At 66.4% G+C, this 23,535-nt stretch carries 22 protein-coding genes and 1 tRNA gene; 19 read left to right on the top strand and 4 right to left on the bottom strand.

Annotated elements, in window-relative coordinates; translation table 11 throughout:
- Window positions 1-178: 178 nt before the first annotated feature.
- The 3 genes from rpoB to ABD693_RS07260 all read left to right on the top strand — a co-directional run bounded on the left by rpoB (window position 179) and on the right by ABD693_RS07260 (window position 10,102).
- Window positions 179-4,348 (top strand): DNA-directed RNA polymerase subunit beta, encoded by a 4,170-nt coding sequence (gene rpoB / locus ABD693_RS07270; RefSeq protein ID WP_344696356.1) that lies wholly within the window; start codon window positions 179-181, stop codon window positions 4,346-4,348.
- A gap of 68 nt (window positions 4,349-4,416) precedes the next feature.
- Window positions 4,417-8,688 carry a DNA-directed RNA polymerase subunit beta' gene (gene rpoC / locus ABD693_RS07265; RefSeq protein ID WP_344696355.1) on the top strand — a complete coding sequence of 1,424 codons (4,272 nt, stop codon included), beginning with the start codon at window positions 4,417-4,419 and terminating at the stop codon, window positions 8,686-8,688.
- Window positions 8,689-8,818: 130 nt separating this feature from the next.
- Entirely contained in the window at window positions 8,819-10,102 is a 1,284-nt protein-coding gene (locus ABD693_RS07260) for a DUF5691 domain-containing protein (protein WP_344696354.1), read from the top strand.
- 68 nt (window positions 10,103-10,170) lie between these two features.
- Here the strand turns inward: ABD693_RS07260 and ABD693_RS07255 are convergent, their stop codons facing one another.
- Together ABD693_RS07255 and ABD693_RS07250 are read right to left on the bottom strand one after the other, a co-directional pair.
- Window positions 10,171-10,308: a hypothetical protein gene (locus ABD693_RS07255; protein WP_344696353.1), complete on the bottom strand. Its 138-nt coding sequence runs from the start codon at window positions 10,306-10,308 to the stop codon at window positions 10,171-10,173.
- 42 nt (window positions 10,309-10,350) lie between these two features.
- Window positions 10,351-10,476, bottom strand: coding sequence for an entericidin EcnA/B family protein (locus ABD693_RS07250; protein WP_344696352.1), 126 nt, complete (start codon window positions 10,474-10,476; stop codon window positions 10,351-10,353).
- A 143-nt stretch (window positions 10,477-10,619) separates the two neighbouring features.
- Between ABD693_RS07250 and ABD693_RS07245 the strand changes: the two genes are divergently transcribed.
- The 3 genes from ABD693_RS07245 to ABD693_RS07235 all read left to right on the top strand — a co-directional run bounded on the left by ABD693_RS07245 (window position 10,620) and on the right by ABD693_RS07235 (window position 12,700).
- Window positions 10,620-10,705 (top strand) — tRNA-Leu (locus tag ABD693_RS07245).
- A 107-nt stretch (window positions 10,706-10,812) separates the two neighbouring features.
- A complete protein-coding gene (locus ABD693_RS07240) occupies window positions 10,813-12,390 on the top strand; it encodes a putative bifunctional diguanylate cyclase/phosphodiesterase (RefSeq protein ID WP_344696351.1) in 1,578 nt (525 codons plus the stop codon).
- Window positions 12,391-12,502: 112 nt separating this feature from the next.
- Window positions 12,503-12,700, top strand: coding sequence for a hypothetical protein (locus ABD693_RS07235; protein ID WP_344696350.1), 198 nt, complete (start codon window positions 12,503-12,505; stop codon window positions 12,698-12,700).
- Between the two features lie 4 nt (window positions 12,701-12,704).
- Here the strand turns inward: ABD693_RS07235 and ABD693_RS07230 are convergent, their stop codons facing one another.
- Complete coding sequence (locus tag ABD693_RS07230; RefSeq protein ID WP_344697591.1) at window positions 12,705-14,042, bottom strand: MFS transporter; 1,338 nt, start codon at window positions 14,040-14,042, stop codon at window positions 12,705-12,707.
- 118 nt (window positions 14,043-14,160) lie between these two features.
- Between ABD693_RS07230 and pgsA the strand changes: the two genes are divergently transcribed.
- The 8 genes from pgsA (at window position 14,161) to ABD693_RS07190 (ending at window position 20,017) form a co-directional block, all read left to right on the top strand.
- A complete protein-coding gene (gene pgsA / locus ABD693_RS07225) occupies window positions 14,161-14,727 on the top strand; it encodes a CDP-diacylglycerol--glycerol-3-phosphate 3-phosphatidyltransferase (RefSeq protein ID WP_344696348.1) in 567 nt (188 codons plus the stop codon).
- A 61-nt stretch (window positions 14,728-14,788) separates the two neighbouring features.
- On the top strand, window positions 14,789-15,085 hold the full coding sequence (locus ABD693_RS07220; protein ID WP_344696347.1) for an SCP2 sterol-binding domain-containing protein: 297 nt from the start codon (window positions 14,789-14,791) through the stop codon (window positions 15,083-15,085).
- Window positions 15,086-15,320: 235 nt separating this feature from the next.
- Window positions 15,321-16,031, top strand: coding sequence for a CoA transferase subunit A (locus ABD693_RS07215; RefSeq protein ID WP_344696346.1), 711 nt, complete (start codon window positions 15,321-15,323; stop codon window positions 16,029-16,031).
- Window positions 16,028-16,552, top strand: a complete 525-nt coding sequence (locus tag ABD693_RS07210; RefSeq protein ID WP_344696345.1) for a Cif family virulence factor — start codon at window positions 16,028-16,030, stop codon at window positions 16,550-16,552. Before ABD693_RS07215 ends, ABD693_RS07210 begins: the two co-directional genes overlap by 4 nt.
- Window positions 16,552-17,187 (top strand): 3-oxoacid CoA-transferase subunit B, encoded by a 636-nt coding sequence (locus ABD693_RS07205; protein ID WP_344696344.1) that lies wholly within the window; start codon window positions 16,552-16,554, stop codon window positions 17,185-17,187. Before ABD693_RS07210 ends, ABD693_RS07205 begins: the two co-directional genes overlap by 1 nt.
- A 20-nt stretch (window positions 17,188-17,207) precedes the next feature.
- Window positions 17,208-18,719 (top strand): S41 family peptidase, encoded by a 1,512-nt coding sequence (locus tag ABD693_RS07200; RefSeq protein WP_344696343.1) that lies wholly within the window; start codon window positions 17,208-17,210, stop codon window positions 18,717-18,719.
- Window positions 18,697-18,984: a hypothetical protein gene (locus ABD693_RS07195; protein ID WP_344696342.1), complete on the top strand. Its 288-nt coding sequence runs from the start codon at window positions 18,697-18,699 to the stop codon at window positions 18,982-18,984. The genes ABD693_RS07200 and ABD693_RS07195 overlap by 23 nt, the downstream gene beginning before the upstream one ends.
- Window positions 18,985-19,021: 37 nt before the next feature.
- Window positions 19,022-20,017, top strand: a complete 996-nt coding sequence (locus tag ABD693_RS07190; RefSeq protein ID WP_344696341.1) for an NADPH:quinone oxidoreductase family protein — start codon at window positions 19,022-19,024, stop codon at window positions 20,015-20,017.
- A gap of 40 nt (window positions 20,018-20,057) precedes the next feature.
- Here ABD693_RS07190 and ABD693_RS07185 read toward each other — a convergent pair whose 3' ends face one another.
- Window positions 20,058-20,396 carry a hypothetical protein gene (locus ABD693_RS07185; RefSeq protein ID WP_344696340.1) on the bottom strand — a complete coding sequence of 113 codons (339 nt, stop codon included), beginning with the start codon at window positions 20,394-20,396 and terminating at the stop codon, window positions 20,058-20,060.
- A gap of 134 nt (window positions 20,397-20,530) precedes the next feature.
- Here ABD693_RS07185 and ABD693_RS07180 point away from each other — a divergent pair, with 134 nt between their 5' ends.
- From ABD693_RS07180 to ABD693_RS07160, 5 genes are all read left to right on the top strand, one after another.
- On the top strand, window positions 20,531-20,857 hold the full coding sequence (locus ABD693_RS07180; RefSeq protein ID WP_344696339.1) for a DUF1476 domain-containing protein: 327 nt from the start codon (window positions 20,531-20,533) through the stop codon (window positions 20,855-20,857).
- 4 nt (window positions 20,858-20,861) lie between these two features.
- Window positions 20,862-21,098 carry a BolA family protein gene (locus ABD693_RS07175; RefSeq protein WP_344696338.1) on the top strand — a complete coding sequence of 79 codons (237 nt, stop codon included), beginning with the start codon at window positions 20,862-20,864 and terminating at the stop codon, window positions 21,096-21,098.
- A 4-nt stretch (window positions 21,099-21,102) separates the two neighbouring features.
- Window positions 21,103-21,417 carry a Grx4 family monothiol glutaredoxin gene (gene grxD, locus ABD693_RS07170; protein WP_344696337.1) on the top strand — a complete coding sequence of 105 codons (315 nt, stop codon included), beginning with the start codon at window positions 21,103-21,105 and terminating at the stop codon, window positions 21,415-21,417.
- A 244-nt stretch (window positions 21,418-21,661) separates the two neighbouring features.
- Window positions 21,662-22,945, top strand: coding sequence for a glycosyltransferase (locus tag ABD693_RS07165; protein WP_344696336.1), 1,284 nt, complete (start codon window positions 21,662-21,664; stop codon window positions 22,943-22,945).
- A 73-nt stretch (window positions 22,946-23,018) separates the two neighbouring features.
- Complete coding sequence (locus tag ABD693_RS07160; RefSeq protein WP_344696335.1) at window positions 23,019-23,522, top strand: hypothetical protein; 504 nt, start codon at window positions 23,019-23,021, stop codon at window positions 23,520-23,522.
- Window positions 23,523-23,535 lie beyond the last annotated feature (13 nt).

Raw genomic sequence — 23,535 nt, 5'->3', positions numbered from 1 at the left:
TCCCATGCGCCTGGGGCCTTTCCTGCCCTCTCCGGGACAGGGTCCGAATAGCGCGCGGGCCGAACGAAGTGGAGAGACCAGCGGGAGCAGCGCTCCACTACTTACCACCCCGGCGCCTCGCCGGGGGCAAAGCGGGAGCGCAGGTTTGCTGTGCTCGCGCCCAAGCGCAGGGACGACCATGGCCACCAAGTCGATCGAAATTCCGCACAACACCGCCGCCGGCCGCAACGGCAAGGCGCGCCGCATCCGCAAGATCTTCGGCAACATCCACGAGATCAGCGAGATGCCGAACCTCATCGAGGTTCAGCGCGAAAGCTACGAGCAGTTCCTGCGTTCCGATCCCTCGACCGGCTATGTGTCGGGCCTCGAGAAGACCCTGCGTTCGGTGTTCCCGATCCAGGACTTCGCCGGCACCGCGCACCTCGACTTCGACCATTACGTCCTTGAGGACCCCAAGTTCGACACTGACGAGTGCCGCCAGCGCGGGCTGACCTATGCCGCGCCGATGCGCGTGACGCTGCGCCTCACCTCCTTCGAGATCGATCCCGACACCGAGGCCAAGTCGGTAATCGATATCAAGGAGCAGGACGTCTACATGGGCGACATGCCGCTCATGACGGGCAACGGCACCTTCATCGTCAACGGCACCGAGCGCGTCATCGTCAGCCAGATGCACCGCTCGCCGGGCGTCCTGTTCGACCATGACCGCGGCAAGACCCACGCGTCGGGCAAGTTCCTGTTCGCCGCGCGCGTCATTCCGTATCGCGGCTCGTGGCTCGACTTCGAGTTCGACGCCAAGGACATCGTCAACGTCCGCATCGACCGCAAGCGCAAGCTGCCGGTCACCGCGCTGCTCCACGCGCTCGGCCTGACCAGCGAAGAGATCCTCAACGAATTCTACAACCGCGTGACCTATGTCCGCGGTCCCAACGGCTGGCAGATCCCCTACGTCGCCGAAAACTGGCGCGGCCAGAAGCCGATGTTCGACATCGTCAACGCCGACACCGGCGAAGTGGCGTTCAAGGCCGGCGAGAAGATCACCCCGCGCCGCGCCAACCAGGCCGGCAAGGAGGGCCTCGCCAACCTCATCATCCCGACCGAGACCATCTTCGGTCGCTTCTCGGCCTATGACCTCATCAACGAGGGCACCGGCGAGATCTACGTCGAGGCTGGTGACGAGATCAGCCCGGAGAACCTCGAAGCGCTCGACAAGGCGGGCGTCGACCGGCTTGAGCTGCTCGACATCGACTACGTCAACACGGGCCCTTGGATCCGCAACACCCTCAAGGCCGACAAGGCCGAGGACGGCGACCATGCGCTTTCCGACATCTACCGCGTCATGCGCCCTGGCGAGCCGCCGACGCGCGAGACCGCGGACGCGCTGTTCTACGGCCTGTTCTTCGATCCTGAGCGCTACGACCTCTCGGCCGTCGGCCGCGTCAAGCTCAACATGCGCCTCGGCCTCGACGCCGAGGACACGGTCACCACGCTGCGCCGCGAGGACATCCTGGCGGTCGTCAAGGAACTGGTGAACCTCAAGGACGGCAAGGGCGAGATCGACGACATCGACAACCTCGCCAACCGTCGCGTGCGTTCGGTCGGCGAGCTGCTCGAGAACCAGTATCGCGTCGGCCTCCTGCGCATGGAGCGCGCGGTCAAGGAGCGCATGAGCTCGGTCGACGTCTCAACCGTCATGCCGAACGACCTCATCAACGCGAAGCCCGCCGTGGCCGCGGTGCGCGAGTTCTTCGGCAGCTCGCAGCTCTCGCAGTTCATGGACCAGACCAACCCGCTCTCCGAAGTGACGCACAAGCGTCGCGTCTCGGCGCTCGGGCCGGGCGGCCTGACCCGCGAGCGCGCGGGCTTTGAAGTCCGCGACGTCCATCCGACCCACTATGGCCGCATCTGCCCGATCGAGACGCCGGAAGGCCCGAACATCGGCCTGATCAACAGCCTCGCCTCGTTCAGCCGCGTCAACAAGTACGGCTTCATCGAGACGCCGTACCGCAAGGTCGTCGACCACAAGGTGACCGACGAGGTCGTCTACCTGTCGGCGATGGAAGAGGCCAAGCACACGATCGCGCAGGCCAATGCCGAAATCGCCGAGGACGGCACCTTCGTCGAGGAGATCATCTCGTCGCGGCGCAACGGCGACTTCCTGATCGCTCCGCGCGACCAGATCACGTTGATGGACGTCAGCCCCAAGCAGCTCGTCTCGGTCGCCGCCTCGCTCATCCCGTTCCTCGAGAACGATGACGCCAACCGCGCGCTCATGGGCTCGAACATGCAGCGCCAGGCCGTTCCGCTCTTGCAGGCCGACGCGCCGCTGGTCGGCACCGGCATGGAAGAGACCGTCGCCCGCGACTCCGGCGCTGCCATCGCGGCCCGCCGCGCCGGCATCGTCGACCAGGTCGACGCGACCCGTGTCGTCATCCGCGTCACCTCCGAGCTTCGCCCGGGCGAGAGCGGCGTCGACATCTACAGCCTGATGAAGTTCCAGCGCTCGAACCAGTCGACCTGCATCAACCAGCGCCCGCTGGTGAAGGTCGGCGACGTGGTCGAGGCCGGCGAGATCATCGCCGACGGTCCCTCGACCCAGTTCGGCGAGCTCGCGCTCGGCCGCAACGTCCTCGTCGCGTTCATGCCGTGGAACGGCTACAACTATGAGGACTCGATCCTGATCTCCGAGCGGATCGTGAAGGACGACGTCTTCACCTCGATCCACATCGAGGAGTTCGAGGTCATGGCCCGCGACACCAAGCTCGGGCCGGAGGACATCACCCGCGATATCCCCAACGTCGGCGAGGAAGCGCTCCGCAACCTCGACGAGGCGGGCATCGTCTACATCGGCGCCGAGGTCGAGCCGGGCGATATCCTGGTCGGCAAGATCACGCCGAAGGGCGAGAGCCCGATGACGCCGGAAGAGAAGCTCCTCCGCGCCATCTTCGGTGAAAAGGCCTCGGACGTCCGCGACACCTCGCTGCGTCTGCCGCCGGGCGTTGCCGGCACGATCGTCGACGTTCGCGTCTTCAATCGTCACGGCATTGACATCGACGATCGAACCCGCGCCATCCAGGCCGAGGAAAAGGATCGCCTCAAGGGCGACGCCGAGTCCGAGCGCCGGATCCTCAACCGTGCGACCTTCGCGCGTCTGCAGGAAATGCTGGTCGGCCAGGTCGCGACCGCCGCGCCCAAGACGATCAAGAAGGGTGCGACCCTCGACGTCGAGATGCTCGAGGGTACCGACAAGCACGACTGGTGGAAGATCGCCGTCAAGGACGACAGCCGCCAGGCCGACATCGAGGCGCTCAAGGGCCAGTATGACGAAGCCGAAGCGGCCATCCGTCGCAAGCTCGAGGACCGCATCGGCAAGGTCGAGGCCGGCGACGAGCTGGCCCCGGGTGTCCTGAAGATGGTCAAGGTGTTCGTCGCGGTGAAGCGCAAGCTGCAGCCGGGCGACAAGATGGCCGGCCGGCACGGCAACAAGGGCGTCATCAGCCGCATCCTGCCGATCGAGGACATGCCGTTCCTCGAGGACGGGACGCATGCCGACATCGTGCTCAACCCGTTGGGCGTGCCGAGCCGCATGAACGTCGGGCAGATCTTCGAGACCCACCTTGGCTGGGCCGCCCGCGGCCTCGGCAAGCAGGTCGCCGACATGCTCGAGGACATGCACAACCGTGGCTCGGACTATGCCGGCAAGGACGCCGCCGCGATCCGCGAGAAGCTCAAGAGCCTCTACGGTCCGCAGTATGACGGCGACATCGACGCGCGGTCGGACGAGGGTGTCCTCGATCTCGCCCGCAACCTCGTCGGTGGTCTGCCGATGGGCACCCCGGTGTTCGACGGGGCGCGCGAGCCGGACGTGTCGGAGGCGCTGACCAAGGCGGGTCTCGACACCTCGGGCCAGTCGACCCTGTACGACGGCCGCACCGGCGAGCCGTTCGACCGCAAGGTGACCATGGGCATCATCTACATGCTCAAGCTTCACCACCTCGTGGACGACAAGATCCACGCGCGTTCGATCGGGCCGTACAGCCTCGTCACCCAGCAGCCGCTGGGCGGTAAGGCGCAGTTCGGCGGCCAGCGCTTCGGTGAGATGGAAGTCTGGGCCCTCCAGGCTTACGGCGCCGCCTACACGCTGCAGGAAATGCTGACCGTGAAGTCCGATGACGTCATCGGCCGGACCAAGGTCTACGAAGCGATCGTCAAGGGCGACGACACCTTCGAGGCCGGCATTCCGGAGAGCTTCAACGTGCTGGTCAAGGAAATGCGCTCGCTCGGCCTCAACGTCGAACTCGACAGCGTCGACAACCTCGACGAGCCGCCGGCGCTCGCGGCGGAGTGAGGGCTTCGGCCCTCCTCCTTCCGCCACAAGACATGACCTCGAAGCCCTCAGGGGCTCAGGAGTAAAGTATGAACGAGCTGACCAACTTCGCGAACCCGGTGGCCAAGCCGGAGACCTTCGACCAGATCAAGATCGGCATCGCCTCCCCGGACAAGATTCGTTCGTGGTCGTTCGGCGAGATCAAGAAGCCCGAGACGATCAACTATCGCACGTTCAAGCCCGAGCGTGACGGCCTGTTCTGCGCGCGCATCTTCGGTCCGATCAAGGACTACGAGTGCCTGTGCGGCAAGTACAAGCGCATGAAGTACAAGGGCATCGTCTGCGAGAAGTGCGGTGTCGAAGTCACCGTCTCGAAGGTCCGCCGCGAGCGTATGGGCCACATCGAGCTGGCCGCGCCGGTCGCGCACATCTGGTTCCTCAAGTCGCTGCCCTCGCGCATCGGCCTGCTGCTCGACATGCAGCTCAAGCAGCTCGAGCGGATCCTCTACTTCGAATCCTACGTGGTCATCGAGCCGGGCCTGACCCCGCTCGAAAAGTATCAGCTGCTGACCGAGGACGAGCTTCTCGAGGCGCAGGACGAGCATGGCGAGGACGCCTTCTCGGCCGGCATCGGCGCCGAAGCCGTCAAGATCATGCTGATGGACCTCGATCTCGAGGGTGAGAAGAAGCAGCTCCTCGAGGAGCTCGCGGTCACCAAGAGCGAGCTCAAGCCGAAGAAGATCATCAAGCGCCTGAAGGTCGTCGAATCCTTCCTCGAATCGGGCAACCGTCCCGAGTGGATGATCCTCGACGTCGTTCCGGTCATCCCGCCCGAGCTTCGCCCGCTGGTGCCGCTCGACGGCGGCCGCTTCGCGACGTCGGATCTCAACGATCTCTATCGCCGCGTCATCAACCGTAACAACCGTCTCAAGCGCCTGATCGAGCTGCGCGCGCCGGACATCATCGTCCGCAACGAAAAGCGCATGCTCCAGGAAGCCGTCGACGCGCTGTTCGACAACGGCCGCCGCGGCCGCACCATCACCGGTGCCAACAAGCGTCCGCTCAAGTCGCTGAGCGACATGCTCAAGGGCAAGCAGGGCCGCTTCCGCCAGAACCTCCTCGGCAAGCGCGTCGACTATTCGGGCCGTTCGGTCATCGTCACCGGTCCGGAGCTCAAGCTCCACCAGTGCGGCCTGCCGAAGAAGATGGCGCTCGAGCTGTTCAAGCCGTTCATCTACTCGCGCCTCGACGCCAAGGGTCTCTCGATGACCCTCAAGCAGGCCAAGAAGTGGGTCGAGAAGGAGCGCAAGGAAGTCTGGGACATCCTCGACGAAGTCATTCGCGAGCACCCGGTCCTCCTCAACCGCGCCCCGACGCTCCACCGCCTCGGCATCCAGGCGTTCGAGCCGGTCCTGATCGAGGGCAAGGCGATCCAGCTCCACCCGCTGGTCTGCGCCGCCTTCAACGCCGACTTCGACGGCGACCAGATGGCGGTCCACGTGCCGCTCTCGCTCGAAGCGCAGCTTGAGGCCCGCGTGCTCATGATGAGCACCAACAACATCCTCTCGCCCGCCAACGGCAAGCCGATCATCGTCCCGTCGCAGGACATGGTGCTGGGTCTCTACTATCTCTCGATGGAGAAGGACGGAGAGCCGGGCCAGGGTTCGCTGCTCGCCGACATGACCGAGGTCCACCAGGCCCTCGCCGCCGGCGTCGTGACCCTGCACACCAAGATCACCAGCCGCGTCCCGCAGACGGACGAGGCCGGCAAGACCTACATGAAGCGCTTCGAGACGACCCCGGGCCGCATGCTGCTCGGCGAAACGCTCCCGAAGAGCCACAAGGTGCCGTTCGAGACCGTCAACCGCCTTCTCACCAAGAAGGACATCGGCGACGTGATCGACGAGGTCTATCGTCACACCGGCCAGAAGGACACGGTCCTCTTCGCCGACGCGATCATGGGTCTCGGCTTCCGCCACGCGTTCAAGGCCGGCATCAGCTTCGGCAAGGACGACATGGTCATTCCGCAGGCGAAGGATCCTCTCGTCGAGGAAACCCGCGCCCTCGTGAAGGACTATGAGCAGCAGTATCAGGACGGCCTGATCACCCAGCAGGAAAAGTACAACAAGGTGATCGACGCCTGGTCGCGTTGCGGTGACCGCGTCGCGCAGGAGATGATGAAGGAAATCTCCGCCACGCCGAAGGGCGAGGACGGCCGCGAGCGTCCGGTGAATTCCATCTACATGATGGCTCACTCGGGTGCCCGTGGTAGCCAGGCGCAGATCAAGCAGCTCGCCGGCATGCGCGGCCTCATGGCCAAGCCGTCGGGCGAGATCATCGAAACGCCGATCATCTCGAACTTCAAGGAAGGCCTGACCGTCCTTGAATACTTCAACTCGACCCACGGCGCCCGCAAGGGTCTCGCCGACACCGCGCTCAAGACGGCGAACTCGGGTTACCTGACCCGTCGTCTGGTCGACGTGTCGCAGGACGCCGTGATCATCGAGGAGGATTGCGGCACCGACCAGGCACTGGAGATGCGCGCCATCGTCCAGGGCGGTTCGGTCATCGCCAGCCTTGCCGACCGCGTTCTGGGCCGCACCACGGCCGAGGACGTCGTCGATCCCAAGACCGGCGAGACGCTGATCGAGGAAGGCGTGCTGCTCGACGAGGCGATGGTCGCGAAGCTCGAGGCGGCCAGCCTCCAGGGCATCAAGATCCGCTCGCCGCTGGTCTGCGCCAGCCGCCAGGGTGTCTGCGGCAAGTGCTACGGGCGTGACCTCGCCCGCGGTACGCCGGTCAACATCGGCGAAGCGGTCGGCGTCATCGCCGCCCAGTCGATCGGCGAGCCGGGCACGCAGCTGACCATGCGTACCTTCCACATCGGTGGTGCGGCGCAGCTCAACGAGCAGTCGAACCTTGAGGCGCCGGTCGACGGCACCATCGAGTTCCGCGACATGCCGACGATCACCGACCCGCGCGGCCGGCACATCTCGCTGTCGCGCTCGGGCGAGCTCGCCATCCTCGACATGGACGGGCGCGAGCTCTCGACGCACCGCGTGCCTTACGGCGCGCACCTGCTGTGCGAGAACGGCCACATCGTCTCGAAGGGCGACCGCATCGCCGAGTGGGATCCGAGCTTCAGCCCGGTGATCACCGAGAAGGCCGGCTCGATCAAGTTCCAGGACCTGATCGAGAACCGCACCATGACCGAGCAGACCGACGAAGCGACCGGCATCAGCCAGCGCGTCGTCACTGAGGACATGGCCAAGTCGAAGAAGGAGGATCTGCGTCCGCGCCTGACCCTCCTTGGCGACAACTCGCAGGAAGCCGGCGTTTATCGCCTCGCGGCCGGCGCGATCGTCGCGGTCGAGGACGGTGCCACCGTGGAAGCCGGCGAAGTGCTCGCCCGCATGCCGCGCGAAGCCGCCAAGACCCGCGACATCACCGGCGGTCTGCCGCGCGTCGCCGAGCTCTTCGAGGCCCGCACGCCCAAGGACAAGGCGATCATCGCCCGCGTCTCGGGCCGCGTGCAGTTCCTCAAGGACTATAAGGCGAAGCGGAAGATCGCGATCGTTCCGGACGACGGCAGCGAGCCGCACGAGGAGCTGGTCCCCAAGAGCCGCGTCATCGACGTGCAGGAGGGCGACTATGTGAAGCGCGGAGACAATCTCGTCGGCGGTTCACCCGATCCGCACGACATCCTCGAGGCGCTCGGCGTCGTCGCGCTGGCCGAATATCTCGTCACCGAGATCCAGGAGGTCTATCGACTGCAGGGCGTGAAGATCAACGACAAGCACATCGAGGTGATCGTTCGCCAGATGCTGCAGAAGGTCGAGATCACTGACGACGGCGACACCACCCTCCTCAAGGGTGAGCAGGTCGATCGCGAGGAGATGGACGAGATCAACTCGAAGCTCGGCAAGGGTGAGCGTCCGGCCTCGGGCAAGCCGATCCTCCTCGGGATCACCAAGGCGTCGCTCCAGACCCGGTCGTTCATCTCGGCGGCCTCCTTCCAGGAGACCACCCGAGTGCTCACCGAGGCCTCGGTCCAGGGCAAGATCGATACGCTGAACGGTCTCAAGGAGAACGTCATCGTCGGTCGCCTCATCCCCGCCGGTACCGGCGCGGGCATGAACCGCCTCCGGGTCGCCGCGTCGAGCCGCGATGCCTCGCTTCGTGCGGCGCAGCGCAAGCTCGCCGACGCGCTGGTCGCGCCGAACAGCGCGGAAGAGCTTCGCGCCGCCGAGCTCGCCCAGTCGACCCGCGATGCTTCGGCCTCGGGCCACGACCCGCTCGGTGACGTCGTCGCCAGCGGCCACGGCACCGACGCCGACGCCGGCGACTATCTGCAGAGCTAGTCGCGGCCTACCGGCCCGGAAGACCTGACCAACGAAGACCCCGTCGGCCCAGTGCCGGCGGGGTTTTTCGCATGCGCGGGCTGGCATTGGCCACGAGCCCGGGGCGGTCTCGACATGGGGGGCGTGGCGCATGTCTTTGGGGTCATTTCAGACGGTCAAGCACCGCAGCACGGGCTTCGGCCCCGGGATCCACTATTTCGCGGACGAGGCGCTCGCCGCCCGGATGCCGCCGCTGGCCCTGCCGCCGATGCCGATGCGGGAAGAAGCGCGAGCGGCGTTCCGGGCCGCCATCGCCTTCCTTCGGCCGACCGGCAACGGCAGCCTCAAGGACCTGCTCAACCTGGCGCAGGCACGTGGCTATAGCGCCAATCCGCGCGACTGGGTGCCAGACGCCAAGCTCTTCGACCGCTCCCCACTCCTCTATCAGCCTTGGGTCGACTTCTTCTCGGAAGAGGGGCTGACGCCCTTCAATGAAGGGAATCGGCTTACCGGCGAAAATTGGAAGCGCTGGAAGCCGAAGCCAAGAAGCGTGGCCTTGTCGCGCATGGCGGCGTGGGACCCGGAGGCCTACACGCGGCTCGTGATCGACGTCGGGCCATCGCTGTCGGTCGCCGACCGGCTGAGCCTGCTCAACCACCTGAATGCAGGCGCGTCGCATCGCGGTATTCTCCCCTGGCAGGTGCCGCTCATGCGGCGCTTCCTCGACGATCCCGCGGCCAAGGTCCGGGAGCAGGCGCAGGCCAAGCTCGATTCGATGGGTGGCATCGAGACCGAGGCCGACCACGCCGCGATCCTCGCCCGGCACCTCGCGGTGGAACATGGTCGCGTCCGCTACGCCGAGCGTCCCGAGGCGAACACCTTCCCCTTCTGGGAGCACTGGAAGAGCACCAGTTTTGCGGCGTTGGCGGCGGCGCTCAGACTGACTCCGATCCAGCTCGCGCATGGTGCCGAACTCGACCTCCTCGACCAGAATTTTGTGATGCTCGCGATCCAGAGCGGCGATCGCGAGGTGCGCCACATCCTCGCGAAGCGCGAACTCGCCGGGGAGCGACCGGACGAGGTGCACCTCGCCTTGCTGCATGATGCCGAGCCAGGCCTCAGGCGCCGCGTCCTCGAGACGCTGTTCCAGGCGGCCTACTGGAACAGCATGCAGGATTTTCTCGCCCCCGACCTCGGCAGCTTGCCCCCCGCCGACATGCGCAGGATGTCGGCCTTTGCGGCGTTGGAGCCGTCGGTCGTCCTTGAGCGCAAACAGCGCAAGCTGCCCGTCAACACCAGCTACGATCCGCTCTGTGCGCTAGCCTGGTCGGTGAATAAGGAGGCCGCGCAGGAGGCAGTAGACCTTGCGCTCGCAGCGGGCATGAAGCCCGACAACTGGCGCCTCGCGCCGCTCCGCTTCAACCTCGCGCTCTGAAGCAAAAGAAAAACCCCGCCGGCGCTGAGCCGACGGGGTTTTTCTTTGTAACGATGAAAACGGAAGCCTTAGCAGCGCCCGCCCTTCATCGTGTTCTCGGTGCAGTTGGCGGCCGAGTTGACGTCAGTCGCAACGCCGCGAACGGTGTTGCAGGCTGTCATCGCGAGCGAGCCGCCGATCAGAACCAAGGTCACGAACTTCCGCATGGGTACACTCCGTTAAAGAACCGGAATGACCCATGCCTCAGATCAGATCGCGTTGTCGACCGTGTTGGCTGCCGAGTTCACGTCCTTTGCCGCACCGCGAACGGTGTTGCAGGCCGCGATCGTCAGCGAGCTGCCGATCAAAGCGAGGGTCATTACCTTGCGAAGCATGGTGTTCTCTCCTGTCTTGCGGCTGAACGAACGCCGAAACGACCGGCAGGGTCCATGACGGGAGCGTTATTTCTTCAGCGGTGTGGCCGCAGGCCCCAGATCGCTTGACCCCGCCCTTGCCGAGCGGGCAAGCCGCCGCATGCGCGGACGTGGCGGAATGGTAGACGCTGCCGACTTAAAATCGGCTTTCGGGAACGAAGTGCGGGTTCAAGTCCCGCCGTCCGCACCAGCCGCAATGGCAGTTCGGTTGCGAACTCAGACCGAAACGGAGCAAATTGTTAAAGGCTTTCGGTCTAATCGAGATCAATGCTTGGTTTTTCTCCGGCCGCATCGACCATGCTCCGGCGCTCCGTCCTCGGGCGCGCCGAGGCGGTCATCATCCTGTTCCTGCTCGCGGCGGTCGGGGCGTTCATCTGGAACGGCAGCAGCCTTCTCCACCTCATCGCGAGCCAGAAGGTCAGCGGCCTCGACGCCGGCGTCCAGGTCGCCGCCGCGGCGCTCGTCCTCAACGTCGCGCTGATCCTGTTCGGCTGGCGCCGCTACGTCGACCTCCAGCACGAGGCCGAACTGCGCGCCGACGGCGAGCGCCGCGCTGCCCGCCAGGCCGCGACCGACAGCATCACCGGCCTCGCCAACCGCAAGGGGTTCGCCGAGGGCGTCGAGCAACTCTGCCAGACCGCGATCGACGCCGATCATTGCCTCGTCATCATCTCGCTCCAGATGCAGCGCTTCAAGCGGATCAACGACCGCTTTGGCTACGACATGGGCGACGCGCTGCTGCGCGAGATTACCGCCGCGATGAGCGCCGACGTGCCGGAGAATTCGGTCGTCGCCCGCCTGTCGGGCGATGAATTCGCAATCGCCGCCTGTGTCCGCACCGCCGACCTCGCCAGCGCTGAGACCCTTGCCGAAACCCTGCTGCGCGACGTCAGCCGGACCTACGACATTGCCGGGACCTTCGCGCAGGTCGGCGCCATCGCCGGCATCGCCAGCGCCGCGCCCGGCGCCCATTGCCGCGCCGCCGAGCTGCTGCGCCGCGCCGACATCGCGCTTGACCACGCCCGCAGCGCCCGCGCCGCGCGTCCGACATGGTTCGACAGCGGCATGGAGCGTGCCCTCATCGAGCGCAGCGAACTCGAGCAGGCGATCCGCGTCGGCATCGACAACGGCCAGTTCATCCCCCTGTTCGAGCCGCAGGTTGATCTCGCGACCGGGCGGCTGACTGGCTTCGAGGCGCTCGCCCGCTGGCAGCACCCCAATCGCGGCCTCCTCAGCCCCGAGATCTTCATTCCCGTCGCCGAGGAGATGGGGCTGATCGGACCATTGTCCGAAAGCGTCATCGCCTGCGCGCTCGACGATGCCCGCGACTGGGATCCCGAGCTCAGTCTCTCGATCAACATCTCGCCGGCGCAATTGTCGGACCTGTGGCTCGCCCAGCGCCTCATCCGCCTGCTGACCGAGCGCAATTTCCCCGCCGAGCGGCTGGTCGTCGAGCTGACCGAAAGCTCGCTGTTCGCCGACATCGACCTTGCCCGCAATCTCATCGTCAGCCTTAAGAACCAGGGCATCCGCATCGCGCTCGACGATTTCGGCACGGGCTTCTCGAGCCTGTCGCACTTGCGCCTTCTTCCCCTCGACATGATCAAGATCGACCGCAGCTTCATGGCCTCGGTCCATGTCGACCGCGAGAGCGCGGCGATCGTGAAGGCCGTCACCACCCTCGCCCAGGCGCTCGACATTCCCGTGACCGCCGAAGGCCTCGAGGACGCCCAGACCTTCGACATGGCCCTCACGCTCGGCGCGCAGACCGGGCAGGGCTGGTTCATCGGCAAGCCGATGGATGCCGAAGCCGTGACCGATCTCCTCGCCCGTCGCCGCAGCCAGACCGAGCCCGCCGCCCGCCGCATCGGCTGAGAAGACTTCCAAAAAAGTATCGAAAGACCACGGAATCCCGCTCTGGGACGCCCGCAACCGCCGTCGCCGATCTGCCGTTTGAGCATGGTAAAAACCGCGTTAAGGTTCGCCCATGCATCGCCCGCAGGCAGCAATGCTGCCCTTCTCGGTCCGCTTCGGCGGCAAGCATCCCCTGAGGTTCGGCACCGGCCGTCGCTGGCTGCTGGACTGGGCGCAAAAGCAGGTGAGTTCGGGCCTCAGCCCCGACGTCCGGTTGTTCGCCGGCGCCTATGCCGCGGGCTTCCTCGTCGTCAGCCTGTTCATCGCCTGAGCGATCAGGGGCAACCCGCCTCGAGGCAGGCACGGTGGAGCTTCTTCCCGAGCCACGCCGACACCAATGTCCCCGCCGCGACCAGTAGCAGGGTCTGCTCAACCGATACGCCCGCCTGCACCATCACGAACAGCAGGACGGTCGCCCCGACCATCGCGCCGGCGTTGACGATGTTGTTCGCCGCCACCGTGCGCGCGGTCTCGGACTTGGGCACCGTGGTCGTGAGGAAGGCATAGAGCGGCACGACGAACATGCCGCCGAAGGTTGCCACCCCGAACAGCGCGAGCACCACCGGCCAGCCGGCCGGCTCTTCAAGGAACACCTTCATCCCGACCAGCTCGGGATAGGGCGTCCAGCCAAGGCTCAGCACGTAGAGCGCGATGACGCAGGCCCCCATCAGCAGTGCCGACATGGGCGCGAAGCGGGCCGACACCTCGCCCTTCAGCAGCCGGTTGATGATCACCGATCCGACCGCCACCCCGATCGAGAAGATCGCGAGGAACAGGGTCGCGACGCTCTGGTCGCCGCCGAAGACGTTCTTCACCAGCGGCGGGAATTGCGCCGCCAGCACCGCGCCGATCGCCCAGAAGAAGCTGATCGCCATGATGGCTACGAACAGCCGCGGCACGTGCATCGTCGCCTTGACGAGGTTGATCGAGGCCCGAACGACGTGCCAGTCGAGCTCCGCCTTGGGCAGGTCGGGATCGTTCACCGTCCCGCTGTCCTCGGTCGACGGCGGCGCGGCAGGAATGAACTGCCCCGCGACCCGCCCGGCAAGCGCCACCAGCAGCACGCAGAGCGCTGCATATTCGGCATGATAGGTGCCATCCGCGTCCTGCACGACGAGCAGCCCGCCGAGGATCGTGCCGCCGAGGATCGCGATATAGGTGCCCGCCTCGACGAGCCCCGTCCCGCCGAGCACTTCGTCGCGCTCGAGGTGCTGCGGCAGGATCGCATATTTGATCGGCCCGAAGAAAGTCGAATGGATCCCCATGGCGGTCAGCGCGACCAGCAGCGAGGGGATGTTCTGGTAATAGAGCCCGGCCGCACCGAAGATCATGATCAGGATCTCGGCGGTCTTCACCGCGCGTGCGATCCGCGCCTTGTCATAGGCGTCGGCCAGTTGCCCCGACAGCGCCGAAAGAAGGAAGAAGGGCAGGATGAACAGCCCGCCCGCCAGCGCCGAAAAGGCCGCCTCCTGCGCCGCCGACCGGTAGATGCCGTAGATGACCAGCAGCACCATCGCGGTGCGGAACAGATTGTCGTTGAAGGCGCCCAGGAACTGCGTGACGAACAGGGGCACGAAGCGCCGGGTCTTCAGCAGGTGCGTGACATTCTGGATCAAGTGGAAACCTGCCGAGACGCGAACGAAGGGACGAGCCTTAGCCCTCCTTTCGGGACACGCCAACACAAGCGGCTTTTGCAAACGCCGCCGGCCTCGCTAGACACTCTCTCCTGCAATGCTGTCGCTGCCCAACATCCTCACGCTGTCGCGCATCTTCGCGGTGCCGATCCTGGTTTTCCTGCTGTGGACTCCGGCGCCGCTCGACTATGCGATCACCTTCGTCCTCTACTGCATCGTCGGGATCACCGATTATTTCGACGGCTATCTCGCCCGCGCGCAGGGTCAGATCAGCCGCCTCGGCCAGTTCCTCGATCCGATCGCCGACAAGATCATGGTCGCCGCGGTCATCATCATGCTGGTCTCGACCCGCAAGGCGGTCGACGACCCGATCATCCACGGCCTCCACATCATCCCCGCGCTCGTCATCCTGCTGCGCGAGATCATCGTCTCGGGCCTGCGCGAATTCCTCGCGCCCCTGCATATCTCGATGCCGGTCTCGCAGCTCGCCAAGTGGAAGACCACGCTCCAGCTCGTGGCATTGGGCGCATTGATCCTCGCCGGCTCGGTGCCTCAGGCCCAGTGGGTGCACTGGACCGGCCTCGCCAGCCTGTGGGCCGCCGCGACCCTCACCGTCGTCACCGGCTGGGATTATCTTCGGATCGGCCTCCGCCACATGGATTGACGGCGCTTGGAGGCTGCCGCTACCCGTCACTGACAATGATGTTCACAAGGGAGCTCAAGGGATGACCAAGCAGGAACTGGTGCAGAAGATGCAGGAGGCGCAGGCCTTCATTCCGGGCAAGAAGGTCAAGCTCCACTTCGGCGATCAGGGCGCGATCATGCTCGATGGCCAGAGCAACCAGGTGACCGAGGACGATGGCGACGCCGACACCACGATCAAGGTCGCCTGGGACGACTGGCAGTCGATGGCGGCGGGTCAGCTCGACGGCATGACCGCCTTCATGACCGGCAAGCTCAAGGTCGAAGGCGACATGTCGAACGCGATGCAGCTCCAGGGCGTGCTCGCCAAGCTGCGCTAAGCGACGACATTCGAACGCGAACGGGCCGCGTCGCCTCTCCGGAAGGAGGGCGGCGCGGCCTTTTTCATGACAAACGCGACCCTCGCCATGCCGATAAGCTCCGCACGTGCGGCACCCATCCCCTTGCCCTCCTCGCCCCCGCGGACCATCAATCGACCCAAGAAGCTTGCCGCCGTCCACGAAGTTGAAAAGTGATTCAACTTTGCCTAGGCGGGCGGCAAATCAGGAGGGTTGATTGGCCAGGAAGATCTATTCCGATGCGGCAAGCGCGCTCGACGGGCTGCTCTACGACGGCATGACCATCGCCGCGGGCGGGTTCGGATTGTGCGGCATTCCGGAGCGCCTGATCGACGCGATCGTCGCCAGCGGGGTCAAGGACCTGACTGTCGCCTCCAACAATGCGGGCATCGACAACGAAGGCCTCGGCAAGCTGCTGCGCACCCGCCAGATCAGGAAGATGATCTCGTCCTACGTCGGCGAGAACAAGGAATTCGAGCGCCAGTATCTCGCGGGCGAGCTCGAGGTCGAATTCTGCCCGCAGGGCACGCTCGCCGAGAGGCTCCGCGCGGGCGGCGCGGGCATTCCCGGTTTCTACACCAAGACCGGCGTCGGAACGAAGGTCGCCGAGGGCAAGGAAGTGAAGAACTTCGATGGTGAGGACTATATCCTCGAGCGCGGCATCCGCGCCGACCTCGCCATCATCAAGGGCTGGAAGGCCGACGAGAGCGGCAACCTCCTGTTCCGCAAGACCGCGCGCAACTTCAATGCGCCCGCCGCCACCTCGGGCAAAATCTGCGTCGCCGAGGTCGAGGAGATCGTCCCCGTCGGAAGCCTCGACCCCGACACGATCCACCTGCCCGGCATCTACGTGAAGCGCCTTATCCTCGGCGCGCCCTACGACAAGAAGATCGAGTTCCGCACCGTCCGCCAAAGGGAGGCCGCATGACCATGATCCTCGCCGCCATCGCGCTCGCCGTCGCCCAGCCCGCGTCTCCGCCGGCCGCCACCTCGGTCTCGAAGCCGCTCGGCACACCGGCGGCCGAAGAAGCCGCGGTCCGCCGCGCCGTCGCCGACGTCTATGCGGTCATCTCCGGTCCCGCCGGCAGCAAGCGCGACTGGGCACGGATGCGCACCCTCTTCACCCCCGACGCCCGACTCTACGCGGTCGGACGCAATGGCCTCTCGGGCGGTTCGCTCGAGGATTACATCGCCAAGGGCGGCCCGATGCTCGAAAAGGTCGGCTTCACCGAGCGCGAGCTCACCGGCCGCGTCCAGATGTACGGCAATGTCGCGCAGGTCTGGTCGTCCTACCACGGCACCAGCACCGACGGCACGGTCAACGTCCGCGGCATCAACAGCTTCCAGCTCGCCCGCGATCCCATGGGCACGTGGCGCGTTCATTCCATCCTCTGGCAGCAGGAGCGGCCAGACTTGAAAATCCCCACCGACATGAAAGGCCGCCGCTAGTGCCCTGGACGCGTGATGAAATGGCAGCCCGCGCCGCCCGCGAGCTGCGCGACGGCTTCTACGTCAACCTCGGCATCGGCATCCCGACGCTCGTTGCCAACCACATCCCGAACGGGCTCGAGGTCACGCTCCAGTCCGAGAACGGCATGCTCGGCATCGGCCCCTTCCCCTATGACGACGAGGTCGATCCCGATCTCATCAACGCGGGCAAGCAGACGATCAGCGAGCTTCCCTCGTCGAGCTATTTCAGCTCGGCCGACAGCTTCGCGATGATCCGCGGCGGACACATCGACCTGACCGTGCTCGGCGCGATGGAGGTCAGCCAGGACGGCGACATCGCCAACTGGATGATCCCGGGCAAGATGATCAAGGGCATGGGCGGCGCGATGGACCTCGTCGCGGGCGTTAAGAAGATCATCGTGGTGATGGAGCACACAGCCAAGAACGGCGATCCCAAGTTCATCCCGTCCTGCACGCTTCCGCTGACCGGAAAGAACGTCGTCGACATGATCATCACGGATCTCGCGGTCTTTCAGCGGCCCGATCACCAGAGCCCGTTCAAGCTCCTGGAAATGGCACCGGGCGTCACCGCCGAGGAAGTCGCGGCCAAGACCACGGCGCATTACGAGCACTAGGGATCGCTTCGGGGGAAGGCATGACAACAGGGGTGATGGGGGCATCGCTGCTCGTTCTCGCGGCGTCGGTCGCGGTGGCGGCACCTCCGGCGGAGCGCAACTGGTCCGAGGCCCTCGCGCGCGATGCGCAGGCGCTGCACGACGACCTCGCCGCCAATCACCCCGGCCCGGTCAACAGCCTCGACCCGACCTTCTCCGCCAACAACGACCGCCAGCTCCGGATCGCGCTCGAGCGCGCCAGGACCGCCCGCACCTACGCCGATTATTTTTTCCCGCTGCGGATCTACACGTCCTCGTTCAACGACGGGCATCTCGGCTTCGGCGCGCTCGGCGACACGCCGAACGACCTCAGCTGGCCGGGCTTCGCGACCCGTTTCGACGGGCGCGGCAGGATCGTCGTCGACACCGAGGAGCCCGGCAGCCCCGTTCCCAGGGGCGCCGAACTCCTCTCCTGCGACGGGATGAGCGCGGCGCGCTACGCCGAGGCGACGCTCGGCACCATGTGGGGCCGCTGGAACCTCGAGGCGCAGCAGCAGCGATGGGGCGCGATGCTGTTCCTCGACGAGGGCAGCAAGCTCATCCCCAGGGCCCAGCGCTGCACCTTCGCGGTTGCCGGCAAGCGCCGCGACATCGCCCTTGCCTGGCGCCCGCTCGCGCCCGAGCGCATGGGCACGCTGATGCGCGAACTGCGCGGCGCCATTCGCCGCGACTTTGGCGCGCGGACGCTGTCCAACGGCCTTCGCTGGATTGCCATGCCCTCGTTCAGCGGTTCGTCGAGCTCGGACGCCGCCAAGGCGCTCCCCGGCCTCATCGCCGGCATCCGGAAAGACCGCGCCGGCCTGCTCGCTGCCCCCGCCATCGTCCTTGACCTGCGCGGCAACGGCGGCGGCTCGTCCGACTGGTCGCGCCAGATTGCCGAGGCGATCTGGGGTGAGGGCGCCCCCGACCGGCTTCCACCCGGACCCGAGGTGAAGGTCGACTGGCGCGCCTCGCCCGCCAACCTCGCCGAAATCGCCAACGGCTATGCCGATCGCCGCGACAGCGAGGGCTTTTCCCCCGAAGCCGATGGCTGGTTCCGTTCGGTCATCGCCGGGCTCGGCACCGCCATCGCCCGCAAGCAGCCGCTCTGGCGCCACGTCGAATTCGACCCGCCCGCCAGGAGCGCCCCGTCCGCCGCAACTACCAAGGCTCTCGCCCCGGCGCCGGCCCCGATCCGCCTCGCCCACCCGGTCTATGTCCTGACCGATTCCTCCTGCGCCTCGGCCTGCCTCGACGCGGTCGACCTGTGGACGAAGGTCGGCGCGGTCCAGGTCGGGCGACCGACCAGCGCCGACACCCTCTACATGGAGATCCGCGAGCGGATCCTGCCAACACGCCTCACCAGCGTCAGCGTACCGATGAAGGTCTACCGCGGTCGCGCCCGCGGATCGAACCAGCCCGCCATGCCGGCGCATCGCTTCGACGGCGACATCGCCGACACCGCCGCGCTTGAGCATTGGATCGCCGGCCTTGCCGCCAAGACCCGGCCTTAGTCTCGCGCTCGCGGCGGCACTCGCCGCCTGCTCGCCCGCCGCGCCGACCGTCATCGACGGCTCCTCGCCGCAACGCTTCGAGGAAACGGTGGCGCAGGCCCGCGCCGATCTTCCGGCCGCCGACCGCCTCGACTTCGACCGTGCGCTCGCCGGCGTGCCCGCCCGCCGTTACGCCGACCGCGATCCCGACGCCCGCCGCCGAACCACCTTCGGCGGCCAGACCGCCGCGCAGGTGGTCGAGGATTATCGCCGCCGCGCACGCTGAACTGGACCCCGGCCCGCGCCCGCGTACAAGGGTCGCCATGAAAGCCCTGCTCTCCACCGCGCCTGGCGGCCCCGACACCCTCCAGCTCACCGACCTCCCCTCGCCGGTCGCCGGCCCGGGCGAGCTCCTCGTCCGGGTGCACGCCGCCGCGATCAACTACCCCGACGTCCTCATCATCGAGGACAAGTACCAGATGCGCCCGCCCCGGCCCTTCGCGCCCGGCGGCGAAATCGCGGGCGAGGTCATCGGTCTCGGCGAGGGCGTCACCGGCTGGGGCATCGGCGACCGCCTGATCGCCGTTCCGGGCTTCGGCGGACTGGTCGAGGAAATGGCGATCCCCGCCGCAAGCGCCTTCCGCCTCCCAGAAAGCCGCAGCTTCGCCCAGGGCGCCGCGCTTCTCCTCACCTACGCGACCTCGATCCACGCGCTCTGGGATCGCGGCCAGTTGAAGGCCGGCGAGACCCTGCTCGTGCTTGGCGCGGCCGGGGGCGTGGGCCTCGCGGCGGTCGAGCTCGGCAAGGCGCGCGGCGCCCGCGTGATCGCCGCCGTCTCGAGCGAGGAAAAGGCAGAGGCAGCCCGCAAGTCCGGTGCCGACGAAGCAATCGTCTACCCGCGCGGGCCCTTCGACAAGGAGGCGTCCAAGGCGCTCGCCGACCAGTTCAAGGCAGCGGTCGGGCCCAAGGGCGCGGACGTCATCTACGATCCGGTCGGCGGCGACTATTGCGAGCCCGCGCTTCGCGCCATCGCCTGGGAAGGCCGCTACCTCGTGGTCGGTTTCCCCGCCGGAATTCCGCGCCTGCCGCTCAACCTGACCCTGCTCAAGAGCTGCAACGTCTGCGGCGTCTTCTGGGGTGCCTTCGCCGCGCGCGACCCCGCCGCCAACCAGGCGCATGTCGAGGAATTGTTCGCGCTATGGGACGCGGGCAAGATCAGCCCGGTCGTTTCCGCCACCTATCCGCTCGCCGAAGCCGGCAAGGCGATCGCCGCCATGGCCGCGCGTCAGGTCATCGGCAAGCTGGTGGTCGAGATCTGAGGAAGGGCGCCCGGGGCACGGCGCCCCGGGCGACCAACGCTTACTTGGCGGGCGCCTTGCCAGCCCGGGCGCTCTTGATCCCGTCGATCAGGCCCTGCCGGCCCTGCGCCATGCCCTGCTTGTACTGTTCGCGGGCAAAGGCCTGCTGGTCGGCGGGCGCCGCGGCGATCATGCCCTCGAAGATGGTGTCGAGCTTGTCGTTCTCGGCCTTGCACTGCGCGATCAGCGCGTCGGCGCCAGCCTCGGGGGTAACGGTCGCCGGAACGGTCGAGAATTTGGCTTCGATGCAGCCCTTGAACGCCTGCGCGGCCTCGGCGATCGGGGGCTGGGCGGCGGGAGCGGCCTGGACGAGGGCGGCGGCGGCGAACAGGAACAGCATCGGAGAAACATCCTTTTGACGCAAAAAATTGCGCGCCGCTTGTGGAGCAGCGCCCGTCGCCCTGCAAGCCTTGCTCCATTGAGGTTTCGCGCCCGCCCGCCTATCTCGGCGTCAACCATCAAGCGGGAGCAAGCATGACCACCTTCGACGATCGCGAACGCGCCTTCGAGACCAAGTTCGCGCATGACGAGGAGATGAAGTTCCGGGTCATCGCCCGCCGCAACAAGCTGCTCGGCCACTGGGCCGCCGGCCTGATGAAATTGTCGCCGGTCGAGGCCGAGGCCTATGCCAAGGACGTGGTCCGCGCCGACTTCGAGGAAGCGGGCGACGAGGACGTGATCCGCAAGCTGCTCGGCGACCTCACCGGCGCGCAGATCGACATCGACGAGGCCGCCATCCGCCAGGCCCTGCAGGATCAGACGATCGAGGCCCGTCGCCAGCTCATGGAAGCGCAGGGCTGATCCGATGCCGATGCAGGCCCAGGAGATCGAAGAGCTGATCCGCGCCGCCATTCCCGATGCGCGGGTCGAGATTCGCGATCTTGCCGGCGACGGCGACCATTATGCCGCGACGGTGACCAGCAGCGCGTTTGCCGGCCTCCCCCGCGTTCGCCAGCACCAGCTGGTCTACAAGGCGCTCGGTCACCGGATGGGCGGCGAACTGCACGCCCTCCAGCTGACCACCGCCATCCCCCAGGAGTAAGAATATGAGCGACGCCAACGCGCGCATCGACGCCCTCGTCAAGGGCAACGACGTGGTCCTCTTCATGAAGGGCACCGCGCTCTTCCCGCAATGCGGCTTCTCGAGCCGCGCGATCGCCATCCTCGACCATCTCGGCGTGTCCTACGAGACCGTCGACGTCCTTCAGGATCAGGAGATCCGTCAGGGCATCAAGGAATATAGCGACTGGCCGACCATCCCGCAGCTTTACGTGAAGGGTGAATTCGTCGGCGGCTCGGACATCATGATGGAAATGTTCGAAAGCGGCGAGCTCAAGACCCTCGTCGGAGCCGACGCCTGAGCGTCATCGGCATCGCCGGAAACAAGAAGGGGCGGCGAGGCGGGACCAGAAACCGCCTTGCCGCCCCTCTGTTTGGCGTGGAACCAAAGTGGACGCCATTCAAGAAGCAGTGGCCGTGCCAGTTTTTCGCCAATGGCGGAAAACCGGTGTTTTCTTCGTCCTTGTTGTCGAAGCGCCCTGCCCGGCTGTCAAGCAATCCGACACATTGCCAAAGCTTCATCGTCGGTGGACTTGGCACTTTCCCTTGTTCGGCGCATTGGCGCTTCGCGTGAATGCCGTCTCGCCTTCCTCCGCCATCGAGCGCCCGATGCTGTTCGCCGACCTGACCCAGAGCTGGTCTGACGTCGGCGGCGGGGTTGGCACCTATTTGCGGGCCAAGCGCGCGCACATCATCGCGAACACGCCGCACCGGCATCTGATGATCCTGCCCGGGCCGCATGATGCGATCGAGGAAAGCGACGAGGGCCGCGCGATCACCGTCTGGCTCAAGAGCCCGAAAGTCCCGTTCAGCCCGCACTACCGCCTGCTCCTGCGCAACGGCGCGGTGAAAAAGGCGCTGGCGAGCTTCCAGCCCGACGTCATCGAGTGCCAGGACGCCTACAACCTGCCGTGGGCCGCCATTCAGCATCGCAAGGCCTACCCCGACACCGCACTCGTCGCCGCCTACATGACCGATTTTCCCACGGTCTATGTGCAGCGTCCCTTCTCCAAGGTCATGCCGGACTCGCTCGCCGATGCCGCAAGCCGCCTGTGCTATAACTATTGCAGCCGACTCTACGGCCAGTTCGACGCGGTCTACGCCTTGTCGGAAAATGGCGGCGGCCGCCTGCTCCGCTCGCTCGGGATCGAGGACGTCCGCATCCTTCCGCTCGGGATCGACCTCGACCATTTCGGCCCGGACCGCCGTGACATGGAGCTTCGGCGCTCGATCGGCGCCGGCGACACGGATCCGCTGCTCATCTACGTCGGCCGCCTCGACGTCGAGAAACGCCCCGACATCGTGGTGGAGGCCTTCCGCAGCCTGCCCGAGCATCTCGGCGCACGCCTCGTCCTCCTCGGCCAGGGCCCGCAGAAGGAGCAGTTCGAGGCGCTCGGCGATCCGCGCATCGTCACCCCCGGCTTCGTCACCGACCGCGACGTGCTCGCCAGGTGGCTCGCCAGCAGCGACCTCTACGTCTCGGCCATGCCCAACGAGACCTTCGGCATCTCGGTGATCGAGGCGCAGGCCTCGGGCCTCCCGGTCGTCGGGGTCGACGGCGGCGCCATGCCCGACCGTATCCTTCCCGGCATGGGCCTCCTCGGTCCCGTCGGCGACAGCGCGGCCATGGCCGCCAACATTCTCGAGGTCCTGCGCGGCGACTGGCGAGCGATGGGCGAGAAGGGTCGCGCCTATGTCTCGAGCGAATATAGCTGGGCGCACAGCATGGACCAATTGTTCGGGACCATCGTTCCCGCCGCCCTCGCCCGCCGCGGCTCCGCCCTCACCCGTCCGTCCGCCGTCCCTGCGGGATCGCTCGCAGAAGCCTGAACCCTCGTTCATCCGCCGTTTATCGAACGCGCCGTTACCCTGGCGTCTCGATGCAATGACGAGGGGAACGATCATGCTCACCACCCTGCTGCTTTCGGCCGCCATCGCGCAGGCCGCCCCGCCCGCGCCGCCGCCGCCACCCGAAAAGAAGATCGTCCGCGAGATCATCGTCCTCGACGGCAAGGACGGCAAATCGGTCACCACTCCCGACGGCAAAAGCGAGACCCGCAGGATCGTCATCCGCGAGGGCGGTCCCAAGGGCAGCACGACCGAGGACGTCCGGATCGTCCGCGTCGACCGCGACGGCGCCGCGCAGGGCGAGCACCGCATCGCCATGACCGATTGCGACACCGGCTCGGCGGTCAGCACCGACCAGAGCGTCACCGACAAGGACGGCAAGAAGGTCCAGACGCGGATCATGATCTGCGCCAAGGGCGATCCCGCCAAGCGGGTCGAGGCGCTCCAGAACGCGCAAAAGCGGATCGCTGAAAACAAGGACCTTCCCGCCGAGACCCGCGACCGGATCACCGCCTCGCTCGAAAGCCAGATCGCCAGGATCAAGGCCGGCGGCCGCTAGTCGCCACTTGCGG

Source organism: Sphingomonas rosea (genome assembly GCF_039538065.1).
GTDB lineage: Bacteria > Pseudomonadota > Alphaproteobacteria > Sphingomonadales > Sphingomonadaceae > Sphingomicrobium > Sphingomicrobium rosea.
The sequence above is the reverse complement of the archived record's forward strand: the minus strand, read 5'-3'. Positions and strand labels throughout refer to the sequence as shown.

What these genes read in the sequence shown, in the direction of transcription:
- ABD693_RS07185 (WP_344696340.1), bottom strand. Translation starts at nt 20,396, where the DNA reads ATGCTGTTCCTGTTCGCCGCCGCCGCCCTCGTCCAGGCCGCTCCCGCC.
- ABD693_RS07210 (WP_344696345.1), top strand. Translation starts at nt 16,028, where the DNA reads ATGACCATGATCCTCGCCGCCATCGCGCTCGCCGTCGCCCAGCCCGCG.
- ABD693_RS07250 (WP_344696352.1), bottom strand. Translation starts at nt 10,476, where the DNA reads ATGCTTCGCAAGGTAATGACCCTCGCTTTGATCGGCAGCTCGCTGACG.
- ABD693_RS07255 (WP_344696353.1), bottom strand. Translation starts at nt 10,308, where the DNA reads ATGCGGAAGTTCGTGACCTTGGTTCTGATCGGCGGCTCGCTCGCGATG.
- grxD (WP_344696337.1), top strand. Translation starts at nt 21,103, where the DNA reads ATGAGCGACGCCAACGCGCGCATCGACGCCCTCGTCAAGGGCAACGAC.
- ABD693_RS07175 (WP_344696338.1), top strand. Translation starts at nt 20,862, where the DNA reads ATGCCGATGCAGGCCCAGGAGATCGAAGAGCTGATCCGCGCCGCCATT.
- ABD693_RS07235 (WP_344696350.1), top strand. Translation starts at nt 12,503, where the DNA reads ATGCATCGCCCGCAGGCAGCAATGCTGCCCTTCTCGGTCCGCTTCGGC.
- ABD693_RS07200 (WP_344696343.1), top strand. Translation starts at nt 17,208, where the DNA reads ATGACAACAGGGGTGATGGGGGCATCGCTGCTCGTTCTCGCGGCGTCG.
- ABD693_RS07180 (WP_344696339.1), top strand. Translation starts at nt 20,531, where the DNA reads ATGACCACCTTCGACGATCGCGAACGCGCCTTCGAGACCAAGTTCGCG.
- ABD693_RS07220 (WP_344696347.1), top strand. Translation starts at nt 14,789, where the DNA reads ATGACCAAGCAGGAACTGGTGCAGAAGATGCAGGAGGCGCAGGCCTTC.
- pgsA (WP_344696348.1), top strand. Translation starts at nt 14,161, where the DNA reads ATGCTGTCGCTGCCCAACATCCTCACGCTGTCGCGCATCTTCGCGGTG.
- rpoB (WP_344696356.1), top strand. Translation starts at nt 179, where the DNA reads ATGGCCACCAAGTCGATCGAAATTCCGCACAACACCGCCGCCGGCCGC.
- ABD693_RS07190 (WP_344696341.1), top strand. Translation starts at nt 19,022, where the DNA reads ATGAAAGCCCTGCTCTCCACCGCGCCTGGCGGCCCCGACACCCTCCAG.
- ABD693_RS07160 (WP_344696335.1), top strand. Translation starts at nt 23,019, where the DNA reads ATGCTCACCACCCTGCTGCTTTCGGCCGCCATCGCGCAGGCCGCCCCG.
- ABD693_RS07240 (WP_344696351.1), top strand. Translation starts at nt 10,813, where the DNA reads ATGCTCCGGCGCTCCGTCCTCGGGCGCGCCGAGGCGGTCATCATCCTG.
- rpoC (WP_344696355.1), top strand. Translation starts at nt 4,417, where the DNA reads ATGAACGAGCTGACCAACTTCGCGAACCCGGTGGCCAAGCCGGAGACC.
- ABD693_RS07260 (WP_344696354.1), top strand. Translation starts at nt 8,819, where the DNA reads ATGTCTTTGGGGTCATTTCAGACGGTCAAGCACCGCAGCACGGGCTTC.